The 13,809-nt window shown below is 47.9% G+C and carries 13 protein-coding genes, 1 tRNA gene and 1 pseudogene; 8 read left to right on the top strand and 7 right to left on the bottom strand.

Annotated features, from left to right (window positions below; genetic code table 11):
• Positions 1–2,399: DUF5050 domain-containing protein (locus AB1797_08235; GenBank protein MEW5767596.1), on the bottom strand; the 2,399-nt coding region annotated here is incomplete at its 3' end.
• Positions 2,400–2,874: 475 nt separating this feature from the next.
• On the opposite strand from AB1797_08235, the gene smpB reads away from it, so the two are divergent.
• Positions 2,875–3,327: an SsrA-binding protein SmpB gene (gene smpB / locus AB1797_08230; GenBank protein ID MEW5767595.1), complete on the top strand. Its 453-nt coding sequence runs from the start codon at positions 2,875–2,877 to the stop codon at positions 3,325–3,327.
• 119 nt (positions 3,328–3,446) lie between these two features.
• On the opposite strand, the gene AB1797_08225 is transcribed toward smpB, so the two are convergent.
• From AB1797_08225 to pdxA, 3 genes are all read right to left on the bottom strand, one after another.
• Positions 3,447–5,924 (bottom strand): mannose-1-phosphate guanyltransferase, encoded by a 2,478-nt coding sequence (locus tag AB1797_08225; protein MEW5767594.1) that lies wholly within the window; start codon positions 5,922–5,924, stop codon positions 3,447–3,449.
• Positions 5,925–6,026: 102 nt separating this feature from the next.
• A complete protein-coding gene (gene rsmA, locus AB1797_08220; protein ID MEW5767593.1) occupies positions 6,027–6,908 on the bottom strand; it encodes a 16S rRNA (adenine(1518)-N(6)/adenine(1519)-N(6))-dimethyltransferase RsmA in 882 nt (293 codons plus the stop codon).
• Positions 6,909–6,992: 84 nt separating this feature from the next.
• Entirely contained in the window at positions 6,993–8,063 is a 1,071-nt protein-coding gene (pdxA, locus tag AB1797_08215) for a 4-hydroxythreonine-4-phosphate dehydrogenase PdxA (GenBank protein MEW5767592.1), read from the bottom strand.
• A 41-nt stretch (positions 8,064–8,104) separates the two neighbouring features.
• Here pdxA and AB1797_08210 point away from each other — a divergent pair.
• A pseudogene (locus AB1797_08210) lies at positions 8,105–8,191 on the top strand (GxxExxY protein).
• A gap of 78 nt (positions 8,192–8,269) precedes the next feature.
• On the opposite strand, the gene AB1797_08205 reads toward AB1797_08210, so the two are convergent.
• Positions 8,270–9,145, bottom strand: coding sequence for a peptidylprolyl isomerase (locus AB1797_08205; protein ID MEW5767591.1), 876 nt, complete (start codon positions 9,143–9,145; stop codon positions 8,270–8,272).
• 157 nt (positions 9,146–9,302) lie between these two features.
• Between AB1797_08205 and acs the strand changes: the two genes are divergently transcribed.
• The 3 genes from acs (at position 9,303) to AB1797_08190 (ending at position 11,844) form a co-directional block, all read left to right on the top strand.
• Positions 9,303–11,246: an acetate--CoA ligase gene (gene acs, locus AB1797_08200; GenBank protein ID MEW5767590.1), complete on the top strand. Its 1,944-nt coding sequence runs from the start codon at positions 9,303–9,305 to the stop codon at positions 11,244–11,246.
• A 104-nt stretch (positions 11,247–11,350) separates the two neighbouring features.
• Positions 11,351–11,518 (top strand): hypothetical protein, encoded by a 168-nt coding sequence (locus AB1797_08195; protein ID MEW5767589.1) that lies wholly within the window; start codon positions 11,351–11,353, stop codon positions 11,516–11,518.
• 17 nt (positions 11,519–11,535) lie between these two features.
• Positions 11,536–11,844: a hypothetical protein gene (locus tag AB1797_08190; protein ID MEW5767588.1), complete on the top strand. Its 309-nt coding sequence runs from the start codon at positions 11,536–11,538 to the stop codon at positions 11,842–11,844.
• Between the two features lie 13 nt (positions 11,845–11,857).
• On the opposite strand, the gene AB1797_08185 is transcribed toward AB1797_08190, so the two are convergent.
• The gene (locus AB1797_08185) at positions 11,858–11,980 is read right to left on the bottom strand and encodes a hypothetical protein (GenBank protein MEW5767587.1); all 123 of its coding nucleotides are present in this window, start codon (positions 11,978–11,980) and stop codon (positions 11,858–11,860) included.
• 124 nt (positions 11,981–12,104) lie between these two features.
• On the opposite strand from AB1797_08185, the gene AB1797_08180 reads away from it, so the two are divergent.
• From AB1797_08180 to AB1797_08170, 3 genes are all read left to right on the top strand, one after another.
• Positions 12,105–12,183: transfer RNA gene (locus AB1797_08180), tRNA-Pro, on the top strand.
• Between the two features lie 139 nt (positions 12,184–12,322).
• Positions 12,323–12,595, top strand: a complete 273-nt coding sequence (locus AB1797_08175) for a DUF4160 domain-containing protein (GenBank protein MEW5767586.1) — start codon at positions 12,323–12,325, stop codon at positions 12,593–12,595.
• A 3-nt stretch (positions 12,596–12,598) separates the two neighbouring features.
• A complete protein-coding gene (locus tag AB1797_08170; GenBank protein MEW5767585.1) occupies positions 12,599–12,976 on the top strand; it encodes a hypothetical protein in 378 nt (125 codons plus the stop codon).
• Here the strand turns inward: AB1797_08170 and AB1797_08165 are convergent.
• On the bottom strand, positions 12,973–13,443 hold the full coding sequence (locus AB1797_08165; GenBank protein MEW5767584.1) for a VOC family protein: 471 nt from the start codon (positions 13,441–13,443) through the stop codon (positions 12,973–12,975). The two genes, AB1797_08170 and AB1797_08165, sit on opposite strands and share 4 nt — an antisense overlap.
• Between the last annotated feature and the right edge of the window lie 366 nt (positions 13,444–13,809).

Raw genomic sequence — 13,809 nt, 5'->3', positions numbered from 1 at the left:
ACGATGGCTATGGTATCGTAGGTTCCGCCCACGCCGGTCTTTCTTTCGATCTTAAAGCCAACCTCCGTATCAGAATTATCAGTCCAGGCAAGATTTATCTGGCTGCTCGATATGGCGGTGGCCGTAAGATTAGTAGGGGCATTGGGAATTTCCGCCCCAGGGGTGGTGTCAGAGGCCTCATTGGAATAGAGAGAGTCTCCCTTAGTATTGTAAGCCCTGACCCGGTAATAATAAGCCGTGGTCGGAGAAAGGCCTGAATTCTGATAGGTAGTGACATTAACCGAAACCGTGGCTATCTGGTTGTAGGTTCCGCCCACGCCGGTCTTTCGCTCGATCTTAAAGCCTGTTTCATTATCAGAGTTATCCGTCCAACTCAGGTTTATCTGGCTGCCTGAGACGGCCTGAGCCACTAAGTTAGTTGGGGCTTTAGGAGCTTCCGCAAGCACAGAAGGCCCATAAACGGGTTTGTAATTATTGCCGTCAAAGGTGAGCATAGTCAGACCAGAGCCATCGGTATTCATCGTCCAGATGTTCCAGCCGGCATGGCGGTAAGAGAGGAAAGAAAGCCTGGACCCATCCGGTGAAAAGGAAGAATAGATATCTCGCACTGTATGATTAGTTATTCTAATCGGATTAGAGCCGTCAAAGTTGGCCAGATATATCTCATCATTCCCATCCCGGGTTGAGGTGAAGGTTATCCGATCGCCCTGAGGCGAAAAGAAGGGGTAATAATCGCTGGCCGGATTGCTGATCAAGGCCGTTACCCCCTGACCGTCAATACCCATGACATAGATATCGTTGTTGCCGTTTCGATTAGAGGTGAAGATAATCTTGGTGCTATCCGGAGAAAAGGTCGGCTCTTGATCATTGGCCGTATTATTAGTCAGTCGGGTCTGACCGGAACCATCGCTGTTCATAATATAGATTTCCCAGTTACCGTCCCGTTCAGACTGAAAGGCAATCTTAGAGCCATCAGGGGAGACAGCCGGGAGATAGTCTTTTTTCACCGCATTAGTGAGTTGGGTCTGATTGGTCCCATCAGCGTTCATAATCCACACCTCGAGATCACCGCTCCGGTTAGAACAAAAAACAACTCGACCATCGGCCGAAAGGAAAGGCATCCAATCCTCAGCCGGATCAGTGGTGAGCCGGGTCTCTCCGCTGCCGTCCGCCGACATAATGTAAACATCATGATTACCTGTGGCATCATAAGAATCAAAGACTATGCGACCTAACCCGGGCGAAGGGCTGGTGGTGGTAGTAACCCCTACTTCGCTGGAATAACTGCTGCCGCCGGCATTGTAGGCGCTGACCCGATAATAGTAAGTGGTATTGGGGGCCAGACCGGCATCCTGGTAAGAAGTTATATTGGGACCAAGCACGGTCAGGATCATAAGGACACCATCCACGCCTGTCTTACGCTCCACCTTAAAGCCCAGCTCGTTATTGGCCTGGTCAGTCCAGGAGAGATCGATTTGGTTGGCTGAAACAGCCGAGCCGGCCAGATTGGTGGGGGCGGATGGCGGCTCAGGCGGACCAAAACGCGGCTCATAGTCCATTGCTCCGGTAGTGATCTGGGTCTGACTGGAACCATCAATGTTCATGGTCCAGATGTTCCACCCGCCTATTCGATTAGCTAAAAAGGCCAGACGGGTTCCATCCGGTGAAAAGGAGGAATAACCGTCCCACACTGTATTAGCGGTCAGCCGGGTCTGATGGGAGCCGTCTACATCCATAATGTAGACCTCATTGTTACCGTCTCGATTAGAGGTAAAAGTGATCTTGCTTCCATCAGGTGAAAACTTGGGATAGGAATCATTCGACCCCGGATTATTGGTCAGATTGACCTGGTTGGTTCCATCGCGGTTCATAATATAGATTTCCTCATTGCCATCGCGGTTCGAGGTGAAAATAATCCTGGAACCATCCGGGGAGAAACAGGGGTCCTCGTCTGTCTCCAAATTATTGGTCAATCGGATGGGATTGGAACCGTCATCGTCCATCAGGTAAATCTCCCAATTGCCGTCCCGGGAGGAATAAAAGACGATCTTTGATCCATCAGGGGAAAGCATGGGATAATAATCACCTCCGGCAGAATTAGTCAATTGGGTTTGACCGCCCCCATTATCATTCATAATCCAGATCTCAAAGTCACCTGTCCTCTCAGAAGAAAAGACCACCCGGTGATCACCAGACAGAGAGGGATTTTGATCAGTGGCCGGATTAGTGGTCAGCCTGGTCTGGCCGGAGCCATTAGCGTTCATAATATAGATATCCTGATTGCCCTGGGCGTCAATAGGGCTAAAGACAATCCGGCCTTCCAGGGCAGAGGCAGGACTGACCGAGGCCGTCACTAGAATTAATGCTCCGATCAATAATAAAAATAAACTTTTGCGCATTGCTAATCGCCTCCTTCTAAGATAAGCTTTCTGTTTAGAGTGTAGTGCTCTGTCAAGCTTGATTTGATGGGTTCGCCTCTATGAGAGGTAATCTCCCTCATCCTACCCTCTCCCCTCAGGGGAGAGGGTAGGGTGAGGGGTAAAAGAGGCTTTACCCACAAATACTGACTTGACAAGGCGGTAGGTAAAACCGATTTTCAGTGGTCTACTTTCAGTCAAAAAGGTTCAATAATTGTAACTATTCAGCCACAAAGCCACGAAGAGAATATTTGTAATCTTTGGGCCTTAGTGGCTGAATAGTTACCAATAATTTTTTAGGATAACATATATTAACGAGAATGTCAAGCATCCTTTAAGGAGAAAAAAATAAAAAAAACCTGGTCTCTGAACCGAAGTATTGACAAGTTTAATCTCGTATGGTATACTGGGCAACGCCGCAGGAAACTGGGGAGAGAGAAGATAGAGAGAGAACCTAATGCCCCAAGAAATTATTTCCTTGAACCGGAAGGCTAAAAAAGACTACCATATTCTTGAAACTTATGAGGCTGGCGTTGTCCTTAGCGGAACCGAGGTTAAATCCTTGCGGGCTGGACGAACCGATCTGTCTGACAGCTTTGGCCAGGTAGAAAAAGGAGAGGTGTTTATTTATAAATGGCACATCAGCCCTTACGATTTTGGAAACCGGTATAATCTTGAGCCTAAAAGACCCAGAAAACTGCTTCTTCATCGGGCTGAAATCAAGCGGCTATATGGAAAAGTAACCGAGCGAGGATTCGCCCTTATTCCTTTGAAGTTATACTTTGAAAAAGGCCGGGTAAAATTGGAATTGGCTTTAGCCAGGGGCAAACGGGCTTATGATAAACGGGAGGATCTGAAGCGAAAAGTAATGGAGAGGGAGATGGAAAGGACGCTTAAGGGAAGCCCATAGCCAAAGAGCCAATATCCAATTAGCCAAAGTGGTTTTCGGCATTATGGTAATCAGAGGGCGAAACTGGCTTCCATAATGAGTAATCACCTCGCCCCCGCCTACCTTCTGCCACGTATCGCCTAATGTTCCCTTATCTGAACAATATATCGGTCAGCTAATTCCTTAGCCTTATCTATCGAGCTTGATTCAGCATGAATGTGAAAGATAGGGCGGTCCGGATCCGGCAGAAAGAGGGCCCAATCATCCCCTTCCTTGACTTTAACCCCATCCACCAGTTCGACCTCTTTATCTTTAGTCATATCCATCAGCATGCGCATAATGGCGCCTTTTCTTTCCCAGGAGCAAGGGATACGTTCGTGGAGACAGTAGAAAGGCGGGATAGCCTTCACCAGCTTGCTCAATTTGACACCCAGTTGTGACATGAACTCAAGGGTCTTAACCGAAGCAAACATAGCATCAAAGGCCGGTTGAAATTGGGGGAAGATAAAGCCGCCATTTCCATTGCTAACCATATAGCTCTCAGTCTCTTCCATTATGGCCCGGGGAGTAGTTTTAGTCCGTTTCACCTTTCCCCTGGTCACTTTTTCGATAATCCTGGTAACACTTATCGGAACAGCAATAGTAGCTTTAGGGTGGCACCTGGAAACCAGATTAGCCATTACCGCCGTAGCCAGGTTATCCGGAAGGATATACCCCCCTTCATCTACCAGAAACAACCTCTCGGCCTCTTGATCGAACATAAAGCCGATATCAGCCCGGAGACTGACCACAATATCGGATAGTTGTTTAAGGCTTTGATCCATCTCTTCTTGAGTTCTTTTTACCCTGGCCGGATCAGGATGGGCGTTCAAGGCCACTACATGACAGCCGAGTTCTTCCAGAACAGAGGGGAAAATAGTGCTGGCATCAGAGAAACCATAATCGATCACGAACTTAAAATTACTTTTGGCAATGGACTCCGTATCAATGCAGTCTATAAATCCTTCTTTGTAGTAGTCCACCACCCGATAAGGGAAAGAAAGGTCTCCTACCTCCTCTATCCTGGCCCGTCGGTAGTCTTCTCTGAAAAAGAGCTGCTGGATGGCCTTTTCCTTACTCACCGGGATGTCAATCCCTTGAGAATCAAAGAACCGAATTTCAATCAATCTCGGATCATAAGGGGCCCTTCGAACATGAAGGCCCCCCTGTTCATTGGAGGTTCGGACCTGATATCGAGCTACCGGAATAGGGACAGTGCTTATATCTCTCATATTTACGCCGCTGCTCAATACCCCGGAGATAATGGCCCGATTAATCATCCGGCAGGTCTTGTCGTTATCCCGGGCGGTCATAAGGGAGACACCCTTGGGAAAACTGGCTCCCCAGGCTGCTCCCAGCCGGGCGGCAAATTCAGGCGTGATTTCGATATTGGCCAAGCCGCTTACACCATAGGTGCCAAAAAGCACCCTGGCCCATCTTTCTCCCCAAATAAGACTGGAGGACAGAGTGGCGCCATTATCCACTTCTTTGTGGGGCCACATCTTCACATTGGCCCGCACGTTGCTTTCCACCCCAACCGTGCAGCCATCGCTGACAATAACCCCATTACCCAAGAAGGCCTTGGCTTTAATCTTACACTCCCGGCAAACTACGGCCTCTCTTAATTCGGCCTGTCGGCCAATCTCAACCTTGTCCCAGATAATGGAATTTATGATCTGTGCCCCGCCTTCTACGACTACATTGTTTCCGATACTGGAATCGATAATAGTCGCTCCGTCCTCAATGCGGCAGTCTTTACCAATGACCACCCCGCCTTTCAGATTTGTTGCCTGTTTGGAAACAGTCGCCCCTTCCCCCACCCAAATATCACGACCAACCGTATCCAGTTTCCGGCCGGGGATATCAAGGGTAATTTCTCCCTTTAAACAATCATAATGAACCCGTCGGTAGGTATCTAAATTACCAATATCTTGCCAGTATCCTTGAGCAATATAACCGTAAAGGGGTTGTTTCTCGGCCAGCAAAGCCGGGTAGAGATTCTTGGAAAAATCAAACTCCTTTTCTTTAGGGATATATTTAAAAATTTCAGGTTCCATGATATAGATGCCAGTATTGACTGTATCACTGAAGACTTCACCCCAGGAAGGCTTTTCCAGAAACCGGACAATCTTCCCTTCCTCATCAGCAATAACAATCCCGAAACTCAAGGGATCGGTAACCCTAGTCAGGACAATGGTAGCCAGGGCCTGCCGGGCTTTATGGAACTGAATGGCCGCCGTGAGGTCAAAATCGGTTATCACATCCCCGCTGATAATAATAAAGGGTTCTCTTAGCTGGTCTTCAGCGTTCTTGACTGAGCCAGCCGTGCCCAGGTCTTCGGCCGCCCCAACATACTTTATCTTCACCCCAAACTTGGAACCATTACCAAAGTAACCCTCAATTACTTCAGGATGATAATACAGGACAGCCAGAATATCGGTAATATTATGTCTTTTTAAAAGCTGCACGATATGTTCCATAATTGGTCGGTTGACCATAGGCACCATAGGTTTTGGTAAGTTACAGGTGAGCGGCCGAAGTCTTGTGCCGAATCCTCCGGCCATAATAACGGCTTTCATAAGATAACCCCTCCTTCTTAGTGTGTGTAACTACTCAGGGAGATAGGCTGAAGGCTGAAGGCTAAAGGCCTAAAAGCCTTCAGCCTTCAGCCTTCAGCCTTTCTATTGCCTAATCCGATCAGAAATAGCGGCAAACTCTTCCAGGCTCAAGGTTTCTCCCCTTCTCGCCGGGTCTATCCCCAACTCAGTCAATAGATCGATGATCACCTGCCCTTCAAGCCCCAGTGATCTCAGACTCCCCCTCAGCATCTTCCGGCGCTGAGAAAAAGCGGCTTTAACCACCTTAAAGAAGAATCCTTCATCCTTGAGACCAACCCTGGGCTGCTCAAGGATGTCCAGAGTTAACACCATTGAATCAACGGCCGGTGAAGGGAAAAATGATTTCCTGTCCACATAAGTCACCAACCGCGGCTCCGTATGATACTGCACGGCAATAGAAAGCACCCCGTAGTCTTTGGTCCCCGGCCGGCTTAATATTCGCTTGCCTACCTCCTTTTGGACCATGATTACTAACCGAGTAAAATTATGCTTAAACTTCAACAGATGCATAATCACCGGAGAGGTGATATAATAGGGCAAGTTGGCGGCTGCCTTCTGCCTTCCGCCTTCTGCATGCCGCATTAATTGATCAAGGTCGACCTTCAAGATATCAGCTTCGATAAGGTCAAGGTTAGTAAAATCTTTTAGCTCCTGCCTCAGAAGGAAGATTAACTTAGGATCAATCTCAATGGCTACCACCCGACCTGCCTTCTCGGCCAGTTTAGAGGTAAGAAACCCTATGCCCGAACCGATTTCCAGGACCCAGTCATCCTGTCTAAGATCAAGGGCCGCTATTATTTCTTCAAAAATACCTTCATCTACCAGCAGATTCTGTCCCAGGCTCTTTCTAAGTCTAAGGCCATACTTAGATAGAATTTCTCGACTCTTCCTGGCGAGTTTCGAGTTCGGGGCACCCGCTTGCGGGTCGTCGGGTTTCGGGTTCACTTGTTCGAGTTTCGGGTTTCGAGTTAGGAATTCTGACCATTGGCCAGACAGAACCCAACGGCCGGACTTGGCATTAACTCGAAACTATCTCTTAACAGCCATTTGGCAAGCCAGCTTTATGGCTTCTATCAGGCTTTCGGGATTGGCTATATTCTTGTGAGCAATATCGAAAGCTGTTCCATGGTCAGGCGAGGTTCGAATAATGGGCAACCCCAGGGTAACATTGACCCCTCGATCAAAGGCCAAAAGCTTTATGGGAATCAGCCCCTGGTCGTGATAAAGGGCAATGACGGCATCGAATTTCCCGTGATAAGCCTGATAAAAGACGGTGTCCGGCGGATAGGGACCGCTAACCTCTATCCCCCCCTCCTTAGCCTCGGCAATAGCCGGGGCAATAATTTCTATTTCTTCCCGACCGAAAAGACCGCCTTCACCCGCATGGGGGTTTAATCCGGCCACCGCCAGTTTAGGTTGTTCCTTCCTTAGCCAGGCACTCAAGGCCCGATGAGCCAATCTAATGGTCTTTACAATTTTTCCCTGGTTGATCCCCTGAATGGCCTTTTTTAGAGAAAGATGAATAGTCACCAGGATGACCCGCAGCCTATCCGCCACCAGCATCATAGCTACTGACCGGGTGTTGGTTAATTGGGCCAGAAGCTCAGTATGGCCTGGATATAGGAAACCGGCCCGATTAATGGCGGCTTTGCTTATCGGACAGGTAACCACCGCCGAGATTTCTCCGGCCATAGCCAGTCTGACCGCTTCCTGGATATAATCAATGGCTGCTTTGCCACAAACAGGGTTAACTTCTCCTATCTTAAACTGATTCGGGTGGATGTTGTCAAGATTAAGGCAATTTATACCACTCAGATTAAAGCCAGACGCTTCTACCTTCTCTACCGGATGAATCTCAATATGACTGCCTATCAGTTTCCGGGCCGCTTCAAGGACACTGATATTTCCGATAACCAGCGGGTGACACTCTTCATAAAGTGAATTCCGGGAAAGGGCTTTAAGGATAATCTGAGGGCCAATCCCGGCTGCATCACCCATCGTGATTCCCAGTATAGGTTTCGAGTTTCGGGTTCGGGGCACCCGCTTGCGGGTCGTCGAGTTCGGGGCACCCGCTTGCGGGTCGTCGGGTTTCGGGTTCACTTTAAGTTTCGAGGTAATCGTTCACCACAGAGACACGGAGAATGATTTTAGAAAAAGCACTTACAGAGCAGATAATTGGAGCAGCAATAGAAGTTCATAGGCATTTAGGTCCTGGTTTATTAGAGTCGTGGTGAGGTGAACGGTTACATGTGGTCGAAATAATTGGAACGTTCGGGAAGTGTTCCCTCCTCGAAACTCGAAACCGACTATAACCTAGTGTCAATATAAGCCCCTGCTTTAAGTCCCTTAATCCACGATTCCAGGGCTTGATCCAATCGTTCCCTATACAAACGGGCCTGCCATTCTCCCCGCAGACGGGCTAGCTCTTCTTCCGGGGTCTTTCTTATGGCCAGACATTCGATCACATGAAATCCCAAGCCGGTTTCAGCTATCCCTATCTCTCCCTCGGGCAGAGAAAAGGCCGCGGTTTCAAATTCAGCCACCATTTGCCCACGGGAAAAGAATCCTAAGGTCTCCCCCTGGTCAGGAGAAAGAGAGAAGGCTTGAGCCAATTCCAGAAAATCGGCGCCTCCTTTTACCTGGGTAGCAATGGAGTCGGCCTCTTCTTTGGTTTTGACCAGGATTTGCCTCACCTGAATCTGAATATCCTGTCCCTTTAGTTTTTCTTCCAGATCTTCCTCAGTAATAGGCTCCAACTCCACCGAACGGGCGGTCAAGGCTTCTTTCATTAACCGCTCTTCATATCTCTTAGCCAATTCGGCTTCGCTGATTCCTTCTTGTGACAAAGCCTTACTAAAGGCCTCCCGGCTGGGAAACCTTGATTTGATTTTATCTATTTCATACTCGACCCGGCTGGCTGTAACCGTAACACCCGCCTCTTTAGCCTTCACCAAAATCAACCGGTCTTCAATCAATTGATTCAATATTTCGCTTTCAGTAGGTTCTTCTCCGGTAAGCTGGGCCAAAACTCGAGCCGAAGCCACCGCCTCTTCCAGTTCGGAGAGGGTGATTACTTCTTTGTTAACCTTAGCTACGATCCTTTCTATAATTCTGGCCTCCCCAGGATCAGATAAAGACCAGAGAATCACTATAAGAAGGAAAATTAATAACAAAGTTCGCATAAGTTTTAGAACCTCTAGGGTAGTATAACATAACCTATACCCTCCTGTCAAGAGAAAGTTCAGCCTTATTTATTTTCCTTGACACATTTTAATCAGCCGGGTATAATGGAGGCCGGATGGTAAAATCCGAAGTTTGAAATGAGAAAAGGAGAAGACTATGGATAAATACAAAGAAGGAGCCGTGTTTCCTCCAGCGGAGGAATTTTCAAGGAAGGCTCATATCAAATCATTACATGACTACCAGGCCTTATACCAGGAAGCAGAAAGCGACCTGGAGGGCTTCTGGGCCAGGCGGGCAGAGGAACTTGACTGGTTTAAAAAATGGGATAATGTCCTGGAATGCGACCCTTCAAAGGCTGAGATTGCCTGGTTCAAGGGCGGCCGGATAAATGTCTCTTACAACTGTCTTGATCGCCATCTGACTACGTGGCGTAAGAACAAGGCCGCCCTTATCTGGGAAGGTGAGAATGGTGAAAGCCGGACATACACCTATCAAGAACTCCATTATCAGGTCTGCCGATTTGCTAACATCCTCAAGAAGAGGGGGGTAAAGAAGGGGGATCGGGTGGCCTTTTATCTGCCGATGGTGCCTGAATTAGCCATTGGCATCCTGGCCTGTGCCCGGATTGGGGCTGTCCACAGTGTTGTCTTTGGAGGATTTAGCGCCGACTCCCTGTGTGAGCGACTAAATGACTGTCAGGCAAAGGTTCTGGTAACCTCGGACGGCAGCTTTCGTCGGGGCAAGATGATTCCTTTAAAGAAAAATGCAGATCAAGCCCTGCAAGGAGCCCCCACGGTCTCAACCTGCCTGGTGGTAAAGAGGACAAGCGCTCCGGTCAAGATGGTGTTATATCGTGACTTCTTTATGGATGAAGAAGAGGTTGACTCAGTTTGCGAGCCGGAATCACAGGAGGCCGAAGATCCGCTCTTTATTCTTTATACCAGCGGCAGCACCGGAAAACCCAAGGGTCTTCTCCATACTACCGCCGGATATCTCCTCTATGCCGCTACGACCTTTAAGTGGATCTTTGACTACCATGAGGAAGATACTTATTGGTGCACAGCGGACATAGGCTGGATCACGGGTCATTCGTATATCGTCTATGGGCCGTTAAGCAATGGGGCCACAAGCCTTATGTTTGAAGGTGTCCCTACCTACCCCAATCCGGACAGATTCTGGGAGATTGTGGAGAGATATAAGGTCAATATATTCTATACGGCCCCGACGGTTATTCGGGCCTTAGCTAAAGAGGGAGAGGACTGGGTCAAGAAGCATGATTTAAGCAGCCTCAGGCTCCTGGGTTCAGTAGGTGAACCTATTAATCCTGAGGCCTGGCTCTGGTATTATCGAGTGGTCGGTCAAGAGAGATGTCCCATTGTGGATACCTGGTGGCAGACAGAGACCGGCGGCATTCTTATCTCACCACTTCCTGGGGCGATAGTTGCCAAACCAGGCGCCGCCACTAAGCCATTTTTCGGGGTAAAGCCGGCCATCATTAAAAAAGACGGCACAGAGGCCGGCGTAAATGAGAAGGGCGCCTTAGTCATCAAGTCGCCCTGGTGGCCCGGAATAGCCAGAACTGTTTATGGTGACCACCAACGCTTTGAAGAGATGTATTTTTCGCAATATCCGGGTAACTACTTCACCGGAGATGGAGCCAAAAGGGATGAAGATGGAGACTACTGGCTCCTGGGCCGGATTGATGATGTGATCAATGTCTCAGGCCACCGACTGGGCACGGCTGAAGTTGAAAGCGCCCTGGTGGGCCATAAGGATGCGGCTGAGAGTGCGGTCGTGGGTTTCCCGCATGAGATTAAGGGTCAGGGAATATACGCCTTTGTCACCCTGAATAAGGGGGTGGAAAAGAGCGAGGCATTAATAAAGGAGTTGGTGGCGCAGGTGGCCAAAGATATCGGCCCCATTGCTAAACCGGACAGGATTCAATTCGCTGATGCCTTGCCCAAGACCCGAAGCGGAAAGATTATGCGCCGTATTTTGCGTAAGATCGCTGAAGGTCGACCGGAAGAGATAGGGGATACCACCACCCTGGCCGACTCCTCGGTAGTCGAACGGCTGATAGAGGACAGTAAACAGTCTTGAGTAGCGGTTTCTAAGGCTCCTGAATGATCGAATCTTTGAGGTGATTGCCCTGCTCGTGGTTGGGCATACGCTAAACAGATACAAAAAATGTAACCGTTCAGCACATGATGCTGGATGCTCGATGCTCGATCTTCGATGCTCGATCTTCGATGCTGGTAAAGGATCCAGTATCCAGGATCGAGCATCGAGTTTGTGCCTTTGTGGCTGAACACTTACCAAAAAATCAGTGTTTCATCCGTGTAAATCCGTGGCTGAATAGTTACAATCCATAATGAGGAAGGAGGGTGTTATGTGGTATATCTCGATCTTTGATGCCAAAGAGCAGGTCTCCCTTAAAGAGATTGAAAAGGAGCGGGAGGAGTGGATAAAAAAGGGGAAAAGTCAAGTATTTCAGCAAAGATGCCGAACGATTTATCGATATGAGGTCCTGGGGCATTCTCCCCAAAAGATCATCTTCTGTATCGAGACTGATGATGCCGTTGTCCTGAATCTGCTCAGCCATCATTTTGGTGAGGGCTGGCGATCTGTCAGCTATCCGATGATTGAACGGGAGATATACGAGGCATTAGAGGAAGATAAGTCTATTATTGGGGGCTAAATAAGCCTGGAGCTTAGCCCGGCGAATCCGCCACCAATAATGAGGTGATCAGTAATCGGTAATTGGTCACTGCATTGGCCTTATATCCCTCCATCACCTCCTTCGGCCAATAATGAGGTGATCGGTAATCGGTCACTGGATTTCTTTGTGTATAGTTTCGGCCAGTCGCCGTCCACGGTCCACATAGTCCATACCGTCCACAGAAAACTATTGACACTTAAGGGGAATTATGATAAAATAGACCCTGCTACGGTAAGACTCGGGGCGTAGCGCAGTTTGGTTTAGCGCGCAGCGTTCGGGACGCTGAGGTCGCTGGTTCGAATCCAGTCGCCCCGACCATCAATCCTAAATCTTCCACTAACAGCCTATCCTAAAACCTGGGCGATAGAAACCAGATTTCTTAAAGAAAGCTGGGTTTCTGATCAGGCAGGAGAGGTTTGGGGATAGGCACTAAGGGCACGAAGTAAGGGAGAAAAATATGCCTCCCGTTTCTCATCCGTTTAAAAAGGGTGTCCTGATAATTTTAATAAATTACAACGATCACTCACCACCGCACGTTCACGTAAAATATCAGGGTGATATGTGCAACTATCGGATTGAAATTAGGACAAGAAGGTGGATAAAGCCCGGCAAAGAATTGCCGCCGACTCTGCGAAAAATGGTCGAAATCTGGGTGGTAGCCCACGAACAAGAACTGCTTGAACAATGGGAGAATGCGCAAAATAATCAGCCGGTGTTAATTGTGGGGTGAATAATGAAGTGGGAAGAATGGCATAGGTTGGCCAGAGATGAAGCACTTTGGCAAAACCGAGAAGAAAAGGGATTACTGAAAGCAGAATATGTGAATGATTATATTCTGCGTCTATGGTTTGAGGAAGATTTGGACGTATCCATTTATGAACTGGATTTTTATCCGTTGATTGTGGAAGAAAATCCAGGGGGTGTCTTTTTGTCTTTGAAGGACAAAGAAAGATTTCGCCTGGTTGAAGGAGATTATGTCTTAGTTTGGCCTAATCCCGAAACCGGCGACTACGATGAACAAGCGATTGATATTGCGCCTGAATGTATTCGCTTTTTTTGTGAGAAGTATGGTAAAAAGTTAAAAACACTTGAAAGAGCAAGGGCCGCCTAACTTTTTATCTCAAAAAGATTCCCGGAGAAATCCCTTATAAATAGTAGCTCCTTATCTCCTTTCTTCACCACATTGGGAATGATACCATAAGCTTCACATTTAGTGATAAGCTCTGGCCTGTTCGGCACCACTAAACATACATGGGAATAAAGAGGCCTTACCTTTTGGTCAGTGATAAATACCTCAATAATTATGCCTTCTCCGGCAAAAGTTTCCACCTCAATCTCCTTAGCCGGTCCGAAGATAGCCTCAGCTAAATCAGAACTCAGGGTAAAGCTTTTTACCTTTGGAATTCCGAGTATCTCCTCAAAAAATATCGCTGCCTTCTCTTTATCAGTCGCTTCCAGGCCAATATGGTGAAACATCTCCCTTAAAACCCCTCCTTTATCTTTTCGGTAACTACTCAGCCAATAAGACACAAAGATTACCAATAATAGCACACGGGCCTTGATCATCGTGTCGGCCATTTATTGAATCGTTAATCTCGAATTGCGAATCGCGAATCTATTTTTTAACAACGATCCGTGAAAGAGCTAAAGTATTCTACGATTTCTGCCGATATTAATGGTATCCTGTAAAAGATAAAGGAGGAGTACCGTTATGGGTTATCGTTCGCAGGGCTCGCTCCAAAGAGAAACGCGCCGCGCTACTTCAGGAACTGGAACGCCGATATCTGGACTCGGCTTAGCCTTTTTTCGGATCGTTGTTTTTTAATTCGCAATCCGCGATTTGCGATTAAGTTATGAGTGGCCGAAACGATGACCAAGGCCTGAGGGATTTTATCCCTCTAAAATCGCTTCTGCCTCTTCACGATAGGAGTCCATTAGATAAGG

This window comes from bacterium, assembly GCA_040753085.1.
In the GTDB taxonomy this organism is placed as follows: domain Bacteria; phylum UBA9089; class JASEGY01; order JASEGY01; family JASEGY01; genus JASEGY01.
Note: the sequence above shows the minus strand (reverse complement) of the source record. Positions and strands in the feature narration are given on the sequence as shown.